At 57.5% G+C, this 17,008-nt stretch carries 15 protein-coding genes; 12 read left to right on the forward strand and 3 right to left on the reverse strand.

The features are described from left to right. Positions 1 to 24: 24 nt before the first annotated feature. The 7 genes from lepA to acpS all read left to right on the forward strand — a co-directional run bounded on the left by lepA (position 25) and on the right by acpS (position 6,489). On the forward strand, positions 25 to 1,824 hold the full coding sequence (lepA, locus tag CWR52_RS18055; RefSeq protein ID WP_008502183.1) for a translation elongation factor 4: 1,800 nt from the start codon (positions 25 to 27) through the stop codon (positions 1,822 to 1,824). 15 nt (positions 1,825 to 1,839) lie between these two features. Then, positions 1,840 to 2,814 carry a signal peptidase I gene (gene lepB, locus CWR52_RS18060; protein ID WP_045908532.1) on the forward strand — a complete coding sequence of 325 codons (975 nt, stop codon included), beginning with the start codon at positions 1,840 to 1,842 and terminating at the stop codon, positions 2,812 to 2,814. 222 nt (positions 2,815 to 3,036) lie between these two features. Then, entirely contained in the window at positions 3,037 to 3,717 is a 681-nt protein-coding gene (gene rnc / locus CWR52_RS18065; protein ID WP_003860711.1) for a ribonuclease III, read from the forward strand. Then, the gene (era, locus tag CWR52_RS18070) at positions 3,714 to 4,619 is read left to right on the forward strand and encodes a GTPase Era (protein ID WP_008502181.1); all 906 of its coding nucleotides are present in this window, start codon (positions 3,714 to 3,716) and stop codon (positions 4,617 to 4,619) included. Before rnc ends, era begins: the two co-directional genes overlap by 4 nt. Before the next feature lie 17 nt (positions 4,620 to 4,636). Continuing rightward, positions 4,637 to 5,344, forward strand: a complete 708-nt coding sequence (recO, locus tag CWR52_RS18075; RefSeq protein WP_023333058.1) for a DNA repair protein RecO — start codon at positions 4,637 to 4,639, stop codon at positions 5,342 to 5,344. A gap of 33 nt (positions 5,345 to 5,377) precedes the next feature. Next, a complete protein-coding gene (pdxJ, locus tag CWR52_RS18080; protein WP_069719827.1) occupies positions 5,378 to 6,109 on the forward strand; it encodes a pyridoxine 5'-phosphate synthase in 732 nt (243 codons plus the stop codon). Further along, positions 6,109 to 6,489, forward strand: a complete 381-nt coding sequence (acpS, locus tag CWR52_RS18085) for a holo-ACP synthase (RefSeq protein WP_104950322.1) — start codon at positions 6,109 to 6,111, stop codon at positions 6,487 to 6,489. The genes pdxJ and acpS overlap by 1 nt, the downstream gene beginning before the upstream one ends. Here the strand turns inward: acpS and CWR52_RS18090 are convergent. Together CWR52_RS18090 and CWR52_RS18095 are read right to left on the reverse strand one after the other, a co-directional pair. After that, positions 6,486 to 6,746, reverse strand: a complete 261-nt coding sequence (locus CWR52_RS18090) for a YfhL family 4Fe-4S dicluster ferredoxin (protein WP_008502177.1) — start codon at positions 6,744 to 6,746, stop codon at positions 6,486 to 6,488. The two genes, acpS and CWR52_RS18090, sit on opposite strands and share 4 nt — an antisense overlap. 46 nt (positions 6,747 to 6,792) lie before the next feature. Further along, positions 6,793 to 7,641 carry a MurR/RpiR family transcriptional regulator gene (locus CWR52_RS18095; RefSeq protein ID WP_104950323.1) on the reverse strand — a complete coding sequence of 283 codons (849 nt, stop codon included), beginning with the start codon at positions 7,639 to 7,641 and terminating at the stop codon, positions 6,793 to 6,795. Between the two features lie 117 nt (positions 7,642 to 7,758). Here CWR52_RS18095 and murQ point away from each other — a divergent pair, with 117 nt between their 5' ends. The 4 genes from murQ to tadA are packed head-to-tail and all read left to right on the forward strand — an operon-like array spanning position 7,759 to position 11,228. Continuing rightward, positions 7,759 to 8,652 carry an N-acetylmuramic acid 6-phosphate etherase gene (murQ, locus tag CWR52_RS18100; protein ID WP_104950324.1) on the forward strand — a complete coding sequence of 298 codons (894 nt, stop codon included), beginning with the start codon at positions 7,759 to 7,761 and terminating at the stop codon, positions 8,650 to 8,652. An 11-nt stretch (positions 8,653 to 8,663) separates the two neighbouring features. Next, positions 8,664 to 10,025, forward strand: a complete 1,362-nt coding sequence (locus tag CWR52_RS18105) for a PTS transporter subunit EIIC (RefSeq protein ID WP_104950325.1) — start codon at positions 8,664 to 8,666, stop codon at positions 10,023 to 10,025. 3 nt (positions 10,026 to 10,028) lie between these two features. Then, positions 10,029 to 10,664: a phosphatidylglycerophosphatase C gene (gene yfhb, locus CWR52_RS18110; protein WP_045908537.1), complete on the forward strand. Its 636-nt coding sequence runs from the start codon at positions 10,029 to 10,031 to the stop codon at positions 10,662 to 10,664. A 57-nt stretch (positions 10,665 to 10,721) separates the two neighbouring features. Continuing rightward, the gene (gene tadA, locus CWR52_RS18115) at positions 10,722 to 11,228 is read left to right on the forward strand and encodes a tRNA adenosine(34) deaminase TadA (protein WP_213014345.1); all 507 of its coding nucleotides are present in this window, start codon (positions 10,722 to 10,724) and stop codon (positions 11,226 to 11,228) included. Here the strand turns inward: tadA and mltF are convergent. Further along, on the reverse strand, positions 11,116 to 12,666 hold the full coding sequence (mltF, locus tag CWR52_RS18120) for a membrane-bound lytic murein transglycosylase MltF (protein WP_104950327.1): 1,551 nt from the start codon (positions 12,664 to 12,666) through the stop codon (positions 11,116 to 11,118). The two genes, tadA and mltF, sit on opposite strands and share 113 nt — an antisense overlap. Before the next feature lie 267 nt (positions 12,667 to 12,933). Here mltF and purL point away from each other — a divergent pair, with 267 nt between their 5' ends. Further along, positions 12,934 to 16,821 carry a phosphoribosylformylglycinamidine synthase gene (purL, locus tag CWR52_RS18130; RefSeq protein ID WP_104950328.1) on the forward strand — a complete coding sequence of 1,296 codons (3,888 nt, stop codon included), beginning with the start codon at positions 12,934 to 12,936 and terminating at the stop codon, positions 16,819 to 16,821. Positions 16,822 to 17,008 lie beyond the last annotated feature (187 nt).

A 17,008-nucleotide genomic window follows, 5' to 3' on the forward strand; every position in this document is an offset into this window, starting at 1 on the left:
CGTAAGGCATAATTATTTAACTATATGAAGAACATACGTAACTTTTCGATCATTGCTCACATTGACCACGGTAAGTCGACGCTGTCTGACCGTATTATCCAGATTTGCGGTGGCCTGTCTGATCGTGAAATGGAAGCCCAGGTTCTGGACTCCATGGACCTGGAACGCGAACGCGGTATCACCATCAAAGCGCAGAGCGTCACGCTGGATTACAAGGCGGCTGATGGCGAAACCTATCAGCTGAACTTTATCGACACCCCAGGCCACGTTGACTTCTCCTATGAGGTTTCACGCTCGCTCGCGGCCTGTGAAGGCGCGCTGCTGGTAGTCGATGCCGGGCAGGGCGTAGAAGCCCAGACCCTGGCAAACTGCTACACCGCGATGGAAATGGACCTCGAAGTTGTGCCGGTTCTGAACAAGATTGACCTGCCAGCCGCCGATCCTGAGCGCGTCGCGGAAGAGATTGAAGATATTGTCGGCATTGACGCGACCGATGCCGTGCGCTGCTCTGCTAAAACCGGTGTCGGCGTGACCGACGTGCTGGAACGCCTGGTGCGTGATATTCCGGCCCCAGAAGGCGATCCGGATGCCCCGCTGCAGGCGCTGATTATCGACTCCTGGTTCGATAACTATCTGGGCGTTGTTTCCCTGGTGCGTATTAAAAACGGCACCATGCGCAAAGGCGACAAAATCAAGGTTATGAGTACCGGACAGGTCTATAACGCCGACCGTCTGGGTATTTTCACGCCAAAACAGGTTGACCGTACCGAGCTGACATGCGGCGAGGTAGGCTGGCTGGTGTGCGCCATCAAAGACATCCTCGGTGCGCCGGTGGGCGATACCCTGACCGGTGCGCGTAACCCGGCAGAAAAAGCGCTGCCAGGCTTTAAAAAGGTGAAACCACAGGTTTACGCGGGCCTGTTCCCGGTCAGCTCTGACGACTACGAAAACTTCCGTGATGCGCTTGGCAAACTGAGCCTGAACGATGCCTCTCTGTTCTACGAGCCAGAAAGCTCAACGGCGCTGGGCTTCGGCTTCCGCTGCGGCTTCCTCGGCCTGCTGCACATGGAGATTATTCAGGAACGTCTGGAGCGTGAATACGATCTGGACCTGATCACCACCGCGCCGACGGTAGTGTATGAAGTTGAAACCACCTCGAAAGAAGTGATCTACGTCGACAGCCCGTCCAAGCTGCCGCCGCTGAACAATATTCACGAACTGCGTGAGCCTATCGCCGAATGTCACATGCTGCTGCCGCAGGAATTCCTCGGTAACGTCATTACGCTGTGTATTGAGAAGCGCGGCGTGCAGACCAACATGGTTTACCACGGTAACCAGGTCGCGCTGACCTACGAAATCCCGATGGCGGAAGTGGTACTCGACTTCTTCGACCGTCTGAAGTCCACCTCCCGTGGCTATGCGTCACTGGATTACAACTTCAAACGCTTCCAGGCCTCCAACATGGTGCGTGTGGACGTGCTGATCAACGGCGAGCGTGTGGATGCGCTGGCGCTGATCACCCACAACGACAATGCGCCATACCGTGGTCGCGAGCTGGTTGAGAAGATGAAAGATCTGATCCCGCGTCAGCAGTTCGATATCGCGATTCAGGCGGCGATTGGCAACCACATTATCGCGCGTTCCACCGTGAAACAGCTGCGTAAAAACGTTCTGGCGAAGTGCTATGGCGGTGACGTCAGCCGTAAGAAAAAGCTGCTGCAGAAGCAGAAAGAAGGTAAGAAGCGTATGAAGCAGGTCGGTAACGTCGAGCTGCCGCAGGAAGCATTCCTTGCCATCCTTCATGTTGGTAAAGACGGCAAATAACCCTAAGGAGTTGGCATGGCGAACATGTTTGCCCTGATCCTGGTCATTGCTACCCTGGTGACAGGTCTGCTGTGGTGTCTGGATAAGTTTATCTTCGCCCCAAAACGTCGTGAACGTCAGGCTGCCGCACAGGCAGCCACTGGCGATGGTATTGATGCGAAAACCCTGAAGAAAGTCGGTCCGAAACCGGGCTGGCTGGAAACGGGCGCCTCGGTGTTTCCGGTGCTGGCGATTGTGCTGGTGGTACGTTCGTTTATTTACGAACCGTTCCAGATCCCATCAGGTTCAATGATGCCAACGCTGCTGATTGGTGATTTTATTCTGGTAGAGAAGTTTGCCTACGGCATTAAAGATCCTATCTACCAGAAAACGCTGATCGAAACCGGTCATCCGAAACGTGGCGACATCGTGGTGTTCAAATATCCGGAAGATCCGCGCCTGGACTACATCAAGCGCGCGGTAGGTCTGCCGGGTGACAAAGTGACTTACGATCCGGTTGCGAAAGAAGTCACCGTTCAGCCGGGCTGCAGCTCCGGTACCGCATGTGAAAACGCGCTGCCAATCACCTACTCAAACGTTGAGCCAAGTGATTTTGTGCAAACCTTTGCCCGCCACAACGGCGGTGAAGCGACCAGCGGATTCTTCCAGGTACCAAAAGGCGAAACCAAAGATAACGGTATCCGTCTGGTTGAGCGCAAAGAGACGCTGGGCGACGTGACGCACCGGATCCTCACCGTGCCAATCGCGCAGGATCAGCTGGGTATGTACTATCGTCAGCCGGGCCAGCAGCTGGCAAGCTGGATTGTACCGCCGGGCCATTACTTCATGATGGGTGACAACCGCGATAATTCTGCGGACAGCCGTTACTGGGGCTTTGTGCCGGAAGCGAATCTGGTGGGTAAAGCGACCGCGATCTGGATGAGTTTTGAGAAGCAGGAAGGCGAATGGCCGACCGGCGTACGCCTGAATCGTATTGGCGGAATCCATTAATTCTCACTAAATGAACGTGTAGCCGCGAATTAACGCGGCTACACGAATTATTTCACCGATAAATCTCTTCGAACTAACGACATCCCCTGTCGTTGTGTATAGAATATTCCCCCGAAGTTTAAGGTTGGCCCTGCAAGGGTGCCACGGCACACGAAACCGCGTTGGTTTTCTCAGGTCGGTTTCGTGTGCTGCATTTTTGACGCATTCATTTATTGGTATCGCATGAACCCCATCGTAATTAATCGGCTTCAACGGAAGCTGGGCTACACTTTTCATCATCAGGAGTTGTTGCAACAGGCATTAACCCACCGCAGTGCCAGCAGCAAACATAATGAGCGTCTCGAGTTTTTAGGCGACTCTATTTTAAGTTTCGTGATTGCGAATGCGCTTTATCATCGTTTCCCGCGTGTGGATGAAGGTGATATGAGCCGTATGCGTGCCACGCTGGTTCGGGGTAATACCCTTGCGGAAATCGCGCGCGAATTTGAGCTGGGCGAATGTCTGCGTCTTGGGCCGGGTGAACTGAAAAGCGGCGGCTTCCGTCGTGAATCTATTCTTGCCGATACGGTCGAAGCATTAATTGGTGGTGTGTTCCTGGACAGCGATATCCAGACCGTCGAAAAGCTGATCCTTAACTGGTATCAGACCCGTCTGGACGAAATCAGCCCGGGCGATAAACAAAAAGATCCCAAAACGCGTCTGCAGGAATATTTGCAGGGTCGTCATCTGCCGCTGCCATCTTATCTGGTGGTGCAGGTTCGTGGCGAAGCGCACGATCAGGAATTTACCATCCATTGCCAGGTCAGTGGCCTGAGTGAACCGGTGGTGGGCACAGGTTCAAGCCGTCGTAAGGCTGAACAGGCTGCCGCCGAACAGGCGTTAAAAATGCTGGAGCTGGAATGAGCGAAGAAAAGACCTATTGCGGATTTATTGCCATCGTCGGACGTCCGAACGTCGGCAAATCCACCCTGCTGAATAATCTGCTTGGGCAGAAGATTTCCATCACCTCGCGTAAGGCGCAGACCACGCGTCACCGCATCGTCGGCATCCATACTGAAGGCGCGTATCAGGCAATCTACGTCGATACCCCTGGCCTGCACATGGAAGAGAAGCGCGCCATTAACCGTCTGATGAACAAGGCGGCGAGCAGCTCCATCGGCGACGTAGAGCTGGTGATTTTCGTTGTGGAAGGCACCCGCTGGACGCCGGACGACGAAATGGTACTGAACAAGCTGCGTGACGGCAAAACGCCGGTGATCCTCGCGGTCAACAAAGTTGACAACGTGCAGGAAAAAGCTGACCTGCTGCCGCACCTGCAGTGGCTGGGCAGCCAGATGAACTTCCTCGATATCGTTCCGCTGTCTGCGGAGACGGGGCTGAACGTGGATACCATCGCGGGCATCGTGCGTAAGCACCTCCCGGAAGCGATTCATCACTTCCCGGAAGAGTACATCACCGATCGCTCTCAGCGCTTTATGGCGTCTGAAATCATCCGTGAAAAGCTGATGCGTTTCCTGGGCGCTGAACTGCCGTACTCTGTGACGGTGGAGATCGAGCGTTTCCAGAGCAACGAGCGCGGTGGCTACGACATCAACGGCCTGATCCTCGTTGAGCGCGAAGGGCAGAAGAAGATGGTGATCGGCAACAAAGGCGCCAAGATCAAAACCATCGGTATCGAAGCCCGTAAGGACATGCAGGAGATGTTCGAAGCGCCGGTTCACCTCGAACTGTGGGTGAAAGTGAAATCTGGCTGGGCCGATGATGAGCGTGCTCTGCGCAGCCTCGGTTACGGCGAAGACCAGTAACTCAAGACGACGCGCATATGGATGGATGGCAGCGCGCCTTTGTCCTGCACAGTCGTCCCTGGAGCGAAACCAGCCTGATGCTGGACGTCTTCACGGAAGAGTCGGGCCGCGTGCGCCTTGTTGCAAAAGGCGCACGTTCCAAACGTTCTAATCTGAAAGGTGCCCTACAGCCTTTCACTCCGCTGCTGGTACGTTTTGGTGGGCGAGGGGAAGTCAAAACCCTGCGCAGTGCCGAAGCCGTCTCCCTGGCGCTTCCTCTCTCAGGTATCACGCTTTACAGCGGTCTGTATGTCAATGAACTCATCTCACGCGTTCTTGAACATGAGACGCGCTTCTCTGAACTTTTCTTTGATTATCTGCACTGTATCCAGGCGCTGGCTGGCGCAACCGGCACGCCCGAGCCTGCGCTGCGGCGTTTTGAACTGGCGCTGCTGGGCCATCTTGGGTACGGGGTCGATTTCCTGCACTGTGCGGGCAGCGGTGACGAAGTGGAAGACACCATGACCTACCGCTACCGAGAAGAAAAGGGCTTTATTGCCAGCATCGTGATCGACAATAGCACCTTTACCGGGCGCCAGCTCCGGGCGCTGTATGAGCGCGAGTTTCCCGATCAGGATACCCTGCGCGCAGCAAAACGCTTTACCCGGATTGCCCTCAAGCCGTATCTTGGCGGTAAGCCCTTAAAGAGCCGCGAATTATTCAGGCAGTTTGTGCCGAAACGTTAGACCACAGAATCGAAAAGAAAACCGAGGATTGTCATGGCTGAATTACTGTTAGGCGTCAACATCGATCACATCGCCACGCTGCGTAATGCGCGCGGCACGGCGTATCCCGATCCGGTTCAGGCGGCGTTTATCGCTGAACAGGCTGGCGCCGACGGCATTACCGTTCACCTGCGTGAAGACCGTCGCCACATCACCGACCGCGACGTGCGCATTCTGCGCCAGACGCTGGATACCCGAATGAATCTGGAGATGGCAGTCACCGAAGAGATGCTGGCGATTGCCTGCGAGACCCAGCCGCACTTCTGCTGCCTGGTGCCGGAAAAACGCCAGGAAGTGACGACCGAAGGCGGTCTGGACGTGGCCGGTCAGCTCGACAAAATGCGCGATGCCTGCAAGCGCCTGGCGGATGCCGGTATCCTGGTTTCGCTGTTTATTGACGCCGATTTCACCCAGATTAAAGCGGCAGCCGACGTGGGCGCGCCGTATATCGAAATTCACACCGGCTGCTATGCCGATGCCAAAAATGATGAAGAGCAGGCGAAAGAGCTGGAGCGTATTGCCAAAGCGGCTACCTACGCGGCGAGCCTGGGTCTGAAGGTCAATGCCGGTCACGGCCTGACCTACCATAACGTGAAAGCTATTGCCGCCATCCCGGAAATGCACGAGCTGAACATCGGTCACGCGATCATTGGCCGCGCGGTGATGAGCGGCCTGAAAGAGGCGGTCTCAGAGATGAAACGCCTGATGCAGGAAGCGCGTCAGTAATGGCCATTCTGGGCTTAGGCACCGATATCGTTGAAATAGCCCGCATTGAAGCGGTGATCGCCCGCAGCGGCGATCGCCTCGCAAGACGCGTGCTGAGCGATAACGAATGGGCCATCTGGGAAGCGCATCAGCAGCCGGTGCGTTTTCTGGCGAAGCGTTTTGCGGTAAAAGAGGCTGCCGCCAAAGCCTTCGGGACCGGGATTCGTAACGGTCTGGCGTTCAACCAGTTTGAAGTGTTTAACGATGAGCTGGGTAAGCCAAGCCTGCGCTTATGGGGCGAGGCGGAAAAGCTGGCCGAGAAGCTGGGCGTGAATCACGTGCACGTGACGATCGCCGATGAGCGCCACTATGCCAGCGCAACGGTGATCATCGAAAGTTAAAGTTTGTCCGCGTGGTGCATCAGGACAAACTTATCCCACAGCTGCTCTTCGCTCTCGACGTGTGCCGGATCTTTCAGGATGGTATTGGGGATCGGGCACACTTTCTGACAGGTAGGTGTTTCATAGTGGCCGATGCATTCGGTGCAGCGGTCGCTGTTAATCTCATAAATGCTGTCGCCCATCGAAATGGCCTGGTTCGGGCATTCGGGCTCGCACATATCGCAATTAATGCATTTTTTGGTAATTAACAGCGCCATCAGGAAATTCTCAGAAACAACACAAACTGGGCGGGCATTATACGCGTCAAACCAGTTTCTTTACCAGTTCTTCGCTGTGGCGAATGCGCTCGGGCGCACGCTCCAGATCCTGCTGCACCAGCGCCATAAACAGCAGGTCCGTCAGCATCATTTGTGCGCTGGTGGACGAAATAGCCGCACTGCGCGTGGCCTGCTCCTCGGCAATGGTATATAAACAGCGCGTGGCTCGCTGCTGCAGGGCATTCGGCGTAAAACCGGTGATCGCCAGAATTTTACCGCCGACGCGCAGCACTTCATCGGTGGCCAGGTTGATCTCGCGGCGCTCGCCGGAATAGGAGATCGCCAGCAGCAGATCGTCAGGATCCATCGCCTGTACGGTCGCCAGCAGGGCGTGCATATCCTGCTCGACGATGGCGTTAAGGCCAATTTTTGTCAGCTTCCAGCCAAAGTTACGCGCCACAAGTCCGGACGCGCCGATGCCGGTCAGAATGATTCGCCGCGCGCCGCGCAGCATCGCCACGCTCTCCAGCAGCTTCTCTTCCGTATTTACATCGAGCGTCGCATGCATGGCCGCCACGTTCTCTTTGATCAGCTTTTCGCCCACCAGCCGCATCGGATCGTCTCCGCGGATCTGATTATGCACCGGCATAGACTGCGGATTGGGGTTACTGATCAGCGCTTCACTGATCGCCAGCTTGAGGGCGGGGAATCCCTTAAAGCCAATCTTCTGCGCAAATTTCACCACGCTGGACTGGCTCACGCCGGCCTCACTCGCCAGCTGCTGCGAGCTGAGATGGCGCGCGTGGTCGGGCTGAGAAAGCAGAAAATCCGCCAGCTTCTTGTCGCTTTGGGCAAAGCCTGCGTAGCGCTGGCGAATGCGAATTAAACAGTTCATACGGTCTCCTGGCGAAAATGTGATTATCTGCGCAAATACGGATTTTGCTCGCCTGAATGAATTTTATATTCCATTATAGTGTGATTATTATGAATTAAAAATTCTTGAGGTACAAAAATGAATCTTGGCTCACTTGTTTCTGAAACGCGTAACCCGCAAACCATGGATCTGGATGCGCTCTCCACCCTGGAACTGGTTAACCGCTTTAATCAACAGGATACGCTGGTCGCGCAGGCAGTGAAAGAGACATTACCTGAGGTGGCGAAAGCGGTCGATGCGGCGGCGGAATCCCTCAAGGCCGGTGGACGCATTATTTACATGGGGGCGGGAACCAGCGGGCGTCTTGGGGTTCTGGACGCCTCCGAATGTCCGCCCACCTTTGGTGTTCCGCACGGCCTGGTCGTCGGATTAATTGCCGGTGGTCCCGGCGCGCTGCTGAAAGCCGTTGAAGGGGCGGAAGATAACAAACAGCTGGGCGAGGATGACCTGAAGGCGCTGAATCTGACGGCGAAGGATCTGGTGGTCGGGCTGGCGGCATCCGGGCGCACGCCGTACGTCATTGGCGGGCTTGAATACGCTAACCAGACCGGCTGCACGACGGTCGCCATCTCCTGTAACCCAGGCTCACCGATTGCACAGGTGGCCGCTATCGCTATCTCTCCGGTGGTTGGGCCGGAAGCGCTCACCGGCTCCACGCGCCTGAAATCCGGGACCGCGCAAAAGCTGGTGCTCAATATGATCTCCACCGGCGCGATGGTGAAGTTCGGCAAGGTGTATCAGAACCTGATGGTGGATATGCAGGCCACCAACGTCAAGCTGGTGGACAGAGCCTGCCGCATGGTGATGGAGGCAACGGGCGCAGGCCGTGAAGAGGCGGAAGCGGTGCTCAAACAGACCGATCACGATGTTAAACCGGCCATTCTGATGATCTTAAGCGGGTTGGATGCGGCGAGCGCGAGAGCCAAACTCGATGCGCATAACGGCTTCTTACGGGCGGCATTAGAACACTAACAGAGGCGTGTATGGACAAAACAGCAGCGCTCGCCAGCGATATCCTGCAGGGGATCGGTGGGGAAAAAAATATTCAGCGTCTCGAAAACTGCATGACGCGCGTGCGCGTCGAGGTGCATAACGACGACCAGCTTGACGTGCCGCGTCTGAAGCAGCTATCCGGCGTCAGCGGTTACGTGAAGCAGGGCCAGCAGCATCAGCTGATCGTCGGCCCGGGGAAAGCGGCGCAGGTTGTCGATGCCATGCGGGCGCTGATGGGCGTGAGTGCGAGCGTATCGATTGACGATGCTGAGCGCACCAAAGCCCAGGCAAAGGCGAAATACAAAGCCCCCATGAGCGATGCGCTGCGACAGCTGGCAAACGTCTTTATTCCGCTGATCCCGGCGTTTATTGCCTCAGGCCTGATCACCGGGATCATCAATATCCTCAAGCGCCCGGATATTGTGGGGGATTTCGCCACGCAGTATCCGAACCTGCTGGGGATTCTCGGGATCTTCGGCAGCGCGGTGTTCGCCATCATGAACATTCTGGTCGGGGTCAATACCGCGAAGGTGTTTGGCGGATCGCTGGCGATGGGCGGCGTGATGGCGGGCATCTTGTCCAGCCCGCAGCTGGCGCAGATCACGCTGTTTGGTGAGGCGCTCCAGCCCGGCCGCGGCGGGGTGATCGCGGTGCTGCTGGTGGTCATCCTGATGTGCTGGATCGAGAAAAGGCTGCGCGCGGTTCTGCCAGGCTCTATTGAGCTGATTCTCAACCCGCTACTGACTACGCTGATTACCGGTAGCGTAGCGATTGTGGCACTCCAGCCGTTAGGCGGGTGGATCTCTGAAGCCATCGCCCACGGTGCGTCGCTGGCGATTGACCGCGGAGGCCTGTTAGTGGGCGCGGTGCTGTCAGGTACTTTCCTGCCGCTGGTGCTGACCGGCCTGCATCAGGGGCTGGTACCGATCCACGTCGAGCTGGTGCAAGCGCACGGCTATAACGCGCTTCTGCCAATTCTGTCGATGGCGGGGGTAGGGCAGGTCGGTGCGGCGATTGCGGTACTGATGAAAACCCGCAACGCGCGTCTGAAAAAGGTGATTAAAGGCGCACTCCCGGTCGGCCTGCTCGGTATTGGCGAGCCGCTGATTTTTGGCGTCACGCTGCCGCTGGGTAAACCGTTCCTCGCGGCCTGTCTGGGCGGCGCGGTAGGCGGGGCGCTGATCAGCTACTGGAAAGTCGCCACCGTTATTACCTTTGGCATTTCGGGTTTACCGCTGGCATTAACTATCGTGACCGGAAAAGTGATGCTCTATCTGTTAGGCTATTTAGTAGCGGTGATCGCCGGGTTCCTGTTTACCTGGCTGTTAGGATTCAACGACCCAGAGGAGTAAGGTTTGGCAAATCACGCGCGTCGCGTTGTCTTTTTCGACCTGGATGGCACGCTGCATCAGCAGGATATGTTTGGTACGTTTATGCGTTACCTGCTGCGGCGTCTACCTCTGAATGCGCTGCTCGTGCTACCGCTCTTACCGGCGATCGGTATCGCGCTGCTGGTGAAAGGCCGTGCGGCGCGATGGCCGATGAGCCTGCTGCTGTGGGGATGTACGTTTGGGCACAGCGAAGCGCGGCTTAAACAGCTGGAGCAGGATTTTGCGCACTGGTTTCGCGGCCACGTTGCCGCCTTTCCGGTGGTGCAGGCGCGCCTTACCGGCTATCTCGATGCGAATGATGCGGACATCTGGCTGATTACCGGCTCCCCGCAGACGCTGGTGGAGCAAGTCTATTTTGATACCCCCTGGCTTCCGCGCGTGAATCTTATTGCCACGCAAATTGCCCGCGGCTACGGCGGTTGGGTACTGACGATGCGCTGCCTGGGGCATGAAAAAGTGGTCCAGCTGGAGAAACGCATCGGTACGCCGCTGCGCCTGTACAGCGGCTACAGCGACAGTAAACAGGACAACCCGCTGCTCTATTTTTGCCAGCATCGCTGGCGCGTTACGCCATCAGGTGAACTCCAGCAACTCGAATAGTCTTATCCATAATCGGCGTGTATAATGCGCCCCGCTTTTCGACTGGAGTATCAACCGTTGTCCAATCCTGAACTCGACCATGAATACTGGATGCGCCATGCGCTGACGCTGGCTCAGCGTGCCTGGGACGAGGGCGAAGTGCCCGTGGGCGCCGTGCTGGTCCACAATAACCAGGTGATTGGTGAAGGATGGAACCGTCCGATTGGCCGCCACGATCCTACTGCACATGCCGAAATCATGGCGCTTCGCCAGGGCGGTCTGGTGCTGCAAAACTATCGCCTGCTTGATACCACGCTGTATGTAACGCTGGAGCCGTGCGTGATGTGCTCCGGGGCGATGGTGCACAGCCGGATCGGGACTCTGGTCTTCGGTGCGCGGGATGAAAAAACCGGTGCGGCCGGTTCGCTGATGGACGTGCTGGGTCACCCGGGGATGAACCACCAGGTGAAGACTATCGGCGGGGTGCTTGCACCAGAGTGTTCGGGGCTATTAAGCGATTTCTTTCGAATGCGCCGTCAGCAGAAAAAGCAGCAAAAGGCAGAATTGAAGCTGTCGGACGATTAAGCTCGTCCGGCGCCACGACCGGGTAACTTTGGGCCAGCTGTTTGGCCTCTGTCGCCTCTTTCTCTTTCTCCAGCAGATACCCGACCAGGCTAATCTGATATTTACGGATATTTTCCACGTAGGCGTAGGCTTCATGCCCGCGCGCGTAGCCGTACGTCAGCTTGTTATACCATGGCTTCTGGCTCAGCAGCGGCAGGCGCTGCTTAACGTCTGACCAGCTGTCCGGGTTGCCTTTCGTTTTGGCCGTCAACGCCCGCGCATCCAGCATATGCGCATAGCCCATATTGTAGGCCGCCAGCGCGAACCAGATCCGCTCCTCTTCCGGCACCGTTTCCGGGACTTTGGCCATCATATCCTGCAGGTAGCGCGCGCCGCCGCTGATGCTCTGTTCCGCATCGGTACGGTCATTGACGCCCAAGCTCAGCGCGGTATTTTTGGTTAACATCATCAAACCACGTACGCCAGTCGGAGACGTGGCCTGGGTATCCCAGTGGGATTCCTGATACGAAATAGCCGCCAGCAGTTTCCAGTCAATCTCCTGGGCGTATTTTTCGAACAGCGGCTGCAGGTCCGGCAGGACGCTGTCAACCGCACGCAGGAAGCTGCGGGTGTCAACGTAGTCAAAGTCATCACCGTGCCCGAGGTACTTCTCCTCCAGGCGTGCCAGCGTACCGTCTTCATTGATGGTGTTGAAGAAATCAAGCATCGCGGCAGAGAGGGTCTGATCGTCATCGAGCTGAGTAAACCAGGTCACAGGCTGCTCGTCAGTGACGTCGAGCGCCACGGCGATTTCAGGATGCACCCGCTGGAACAGGCTGATCGCGACCGAATCGGCGATGGTGTAGGGGACTTTCTGATCTTTTACCTGCTCCAGCAGCTCCGTCGTGCCGAGTTTCGCATCCACCGTCCAGCTCAGGTCCGGATATTTCTTCTCCTTTAGCTCACGCAGATCGTCAATCACCACGTGACCGGGGGCAATCGTCAGCTGCCGATCGTTAATCGAGGCCAGCGAGCGCGGGCGCAGACTCCCGACGCGATAAACCAGTTGCTGCGAAACGGAGTAGTAGGTCGGGCCCGGCTGATAGTTTTTGCTGCGCTCGCTGTTATACACCAGCCCAGCGGCAAGCATATCGGCATCGTCATTATCGAGGTCATCAAACAGCTGGTTGATATTCTGGCGGACGGTGATTTTCAGCTTTACGCCAAGGTAATCGGCGAACTGCTGTGCCAGTTCATAATCCAGTCCAATGATTTTGCCGTTAATGTCGCTGTAAATCAGCGGAGAGTTAAGGGTACTGACACGCAATTCCCCCCGCTCCTGAATGGCGGCGATACGGTTTTCGGCTTTGCCGATCCAGGGGAGGGAAGGCCAGAGGGCCACTGCCAGCAGCAACGTTACAATGCCGATGAGCAGATAATTAATCTTTAATTTTTTCAATTAGTTAATTCTCTGCGACGCCGGTTGCCTCAGTCTGCTGTAGCCATGTTAACAATAAGGTTTGCCATTGAATGAGCGGCATTTTGCGTAAACTTGCGCCACTTGGCAACCAATTAGAGAGACAGGTCACATCTATTGTTAAATCTCTTCGTCAATTTTATTTCGACGCAAACGGTTTCGTCGGCGCTCAGGATTCTCTATAATGACGCCCGTTTTCCCCCCTTGCGCACACTGTAAGCGCCCCGGCGCTTCGAAGACGAGAGACTTATGATGGAAATTCTGCGTGGTTCGCCTGCACTGTCTGCCTTCCGTATTACCAAACTGCTGGCACGTTTTCAGGCGGCCGACCTTCCGGTAAGCAATATTTACGCTGAGTATGTCCATTTTGCTGACCTGAATGCCCCCCTGAATGCAGAGGAGCGCGTACAGCTGGAACGCCTGCTCAAGTATGGCCCAAGCCTCAGCAGCCATACGCCAACCGGCAAACTGATCCTTGCGACGCCGCGTCCGGGCACCATCTCCCCCTGGTCTTCCAAAGCCACCGACATCGCCCACAACTGTGGCCTGAGCCAGATTAACCGTCTGGAGCGCGGCGTGGCGTACTACGTGGAAGCCTCTACCCTGAGCGACGCGCAGTGGCAGGCGGTTGCGGCTGAACTGCACGACCGCATGATGGAGAGCGTGTTTGCCTCTCTCGATGACGCGCAGAAGCTTTTCTCCCACCATCAGCCTGCGCCGGTACAGAGCGTGGATCTGCTGGGGCAGGGCCGTCAGGCACTGATTGACGCCAACCTGCGTCTCGGCCTGGCGCTGGCAGAAGACGAAATTGACTACCTGCAGGATGCGTTTGTTAAGCTCAACCGTAACCCGAACGACATCGAACTCTACATGTTCGCGCAGGCGAACTCTGAGCACTGCCGCCACAAGATTTTCAATGCCGACTGGATTATTGACGGCGAACAGCAGCCAAAGTCGCTGTTCAAAATGATCAAAAACACCATGGAGCAAACCCCTGACCACGTGCTGTCTGCCTATAAAGACAACGCCGCGGTGATGGAAGGTTCCGAGGTGGGCCGCTTCTTCGCCGATCGCGAAGCAGGGCGCTACGACTTTCATCAGGAGCCCGCGCATATCCTGATGAAGGTTGAAACCCACAACCACCCGACCGCGATCTCCCCGTGGCCGGGTGCGGCGACCGGCTCCGGCGGTGAAATCCGTGACGAAGGGGCGACCGGTCGTGGTGCAAAACCCAAAGCGGGTCTGGTCGGTTTCTCCGTCTCCAACCTGCGTATCCCGGGCTTTGAACAGCCGTGGGAAGAAGATTTCGGCAAGCCAGAGCGCATTGTGACCGCGCTGGATATCATGACCGAAGGCCCGCTGGGCGGCGCGGCGTTTAACAACGAATTTGGTCGTCCGGCGCTGAACGGTTACTTCCGTACCTATGAAGAGAAAGTGGACAGCCACAACGGCGAAGAGCTGCGCGGCTACCACAAACCGATCATGCTGGCGGGCGGGATCGGCAACATCCGTGCCGATCATGTGCAAAAAGGCGAGATCGTCGTCGGCGCGAAGCTGATCGTGCTCGGCGGCCCGGCGATGAATATCGGTCTGGGCGGCGGCGCGGCCTCGTCTATGGCCTCCGGCCAGTCTGATGCGGATCTCGACTTCGCGTCCGTGCAGCGTGACAACCCGGAGATGGAGCGTCGCTGTCAGGAAGTGATCGACCGCTGCTGGCAGCTGGGCGATGCTAACCCGATTCTCTTTATCCACGACGTGGGCGCGGGCGGTCTGTCCAACGCCATGCCGGAGCTGGTGAGCGACGGCGGCCGCGGTGGCCGTTTCAACCTGCGCGATATCCTGAGCGATGAGCCGGGCATGAGCCCACTGGAAATCTGGTGTAACGAATCCCAGGAGCGCTACGTGCTGGCCGTTGCGGCGGATCAGCTGCCGCTGTTTGACGAGCTGTGCCGCCGCGAGCGCGCGCCGTATGCCGTCATCGGTGAAGCGACCGAAGAGCAGCACCTGACTCTGAGCGACACCCATTTCGACAACCAGCCGATCGATCTGCCGCTCGACGTCCTGCTCGGTAAAACGCCGAAGATGACCCGCGACGTGCAGACCCGTAAAGCGGCGGGCAAAGCGCTGGATCGCCAGGGCATTACCGTAGCTGAAGCCGTTAATCGCGTGCTGCACCTGCCAGCTGTTGCTGAGAAAACCTTCCTGGTGACCATCGGCGACCGTACCGTGACCGGTATGGTATCCCGCGATCAGATGGTTGGCCCGTGGCAGATCCCGGTGGCGAACTGCGCCGTGACCACCGCGAGCCTCAACAGCTATTACGGCGAAGCGATGGCGCTGGGGGAACGCACCCCGGTCGCGCTGCTGGACTTCGCGGCCTCTGCCCGTCTGGCGGTCGGTGAAGCGCTGACCAACATCGCCGCCACGCAGATTGGCGACATCAAACGTATCAAGCTCTCCGCAAACTGGATGGCCGCTGCCGGTCACCCAGGCGAAGATGCGGGCCTGTATGAAGCCGTGAAGGCGGTGGGTGAGGAGCTGTGTCCTGCCCTCGGCCTGACCATTCCGGTGGGCAAAGACTCCATGTCGATGAAAACCCGCTGGCAGGAAGGTAACGAGCAGCGCGAGATGACCTCCCCGCTGTCGCTGGTGATCACCGCGTTTGCCCGCGTGGAAGACGTGCGTCACACCGTTACGCCGCAGCTGGCGACCGAAGATAACGCCCTGCTGCTGATTGACCTGGGTAAAGGCCACAACGCGCTGGGCGCTACCGCGCTGGCGCAGGTTTACCGTCAGCTCGGCGATAAGCCAGCCGACGTGCGCGACGTGGCGCAACTGAAAGGCTTCTACGACGCCATCCAGGCGCTGGTGGCGCAGCGTAAGCTGCTGGCCTACCATGACCGTTCCGACGGCGGCCTGCTGGTGACGCTGGCAGAGATGGCCTTCACCGGCCACTGTGGGGTTGAAGCCAACATTGCAACGCTGGGCGAAGACCGTCTGGCGGCGCTGTTTAACGAAGAGCTGGGCGCCGTGATTCAGGTGCGTGCGGCAGATCGCGACGCGGTTGAAGCGATTCTGGCGCAGCACGGACTGGCTGACTGCGTGCACTATCTGGGGAAAGCCGTTCAGGGCGATCGCTTCGTCATTGAAGCTGACGGTCACGCCGTGTTCAGCGAAAGCCGCTCACGGCTTCGCATGTGGTGGGCAGAAACCACCTGGCAGATGCAGCGCCTGCGTGATAACCCGGAATGTGCCGATCAGGAGCACAACGCGAAGGCCAATGACCAGGATCCAGGCCTGAACGTGAAGCTCTCCTTCGACATCAACGACGACATCGCCGCGCCGTACATTGCGACCGGTGCGCGTCCGAAAGTGGCCGTGCTGCGCGAGCAGGGCGTTAACTCCCACGTTGAGATGGCTGCCGCCTTCCACCGCGCGGGCTTTGACGCTATCGACGTTCACATGAGCGACCTGCTGGCCGGACGTACCGGTCTGGAAGATTTCCAGGCGCTGGTGGCGTGCGGTGGTTTCTCCTACGGTGACGTGCTGGGAGCGGGCGAAGGCTGGGCGAAGTCCATCCTGTTCAACAGCCGCGTGCGTGACGAGTTCGAAACCTTCTTCCATCGTCCGCAGACCCTGGCACTGGGCGTGTGCAACGGCTGTCAGATGATGTCTAACCTGCGCGAGCTGATCCCGGGCAGCGAAGCCTGGCCGCGCTTTGTGCGTAACCAGTCCGATCGCTTCGAAGCGCGCTTTAGCCTGGTGGAAGTGACCCAGAGCCCGTCTCTGCTGCTGCAGGGGATGGTGGGTTCACAGATGCCAATCGCCGTTTCCCACGGTGAAGGTCAGGTCGAAGTGCGTGATGCCGCGCATCTGGCTCAGCTGGAGAGCAAAGGTCTGGTGGCGCTGCGCTTTGTCGATAACTTCGGCAAGGTCACCGAAACCTATCCGGCCAACCCGAACGGCTCCGCCAACGGTATTACGGCAGTGACCAGCGAAAGCGGTCGTGCGACCATCATGATGCCGCACCCGGAACGCGTGTTCCGCACCGTGAGCAACTCCTGGCACCCGGAAAACTGGGGCGAGGACAGCCCGTGGATGCGTATCTTCCGCAACGCGCGTAAGCAGCTGGGTTAAGTTTTAGCACCCTAACCCTTGTAGGCCCGGTAAGCGTTAGCGCCACCGGGCTTTTTTATGCGTGTCGCAAAATTGCGACAATCCCGCCTCGCGGGTGTCTCCAAAAGGTGACACTTAACGTGTTGATTTATATAGGTAGAAAAATCGTGGTCTAAAGGTGTTGTTAAATAGCGACACTTAGCCTGGA

Source organism: Enterobacter sp. SGAir0187 (assembly GCF_002952735.2).
Taxonomy (GTDB): Bacteria; Pseudomonadota; Gammaproteobacteria; order Enterobacterales; family Enterobacteriaceae; genus Enterobacter; species Enterobacter quasiroggenkampii.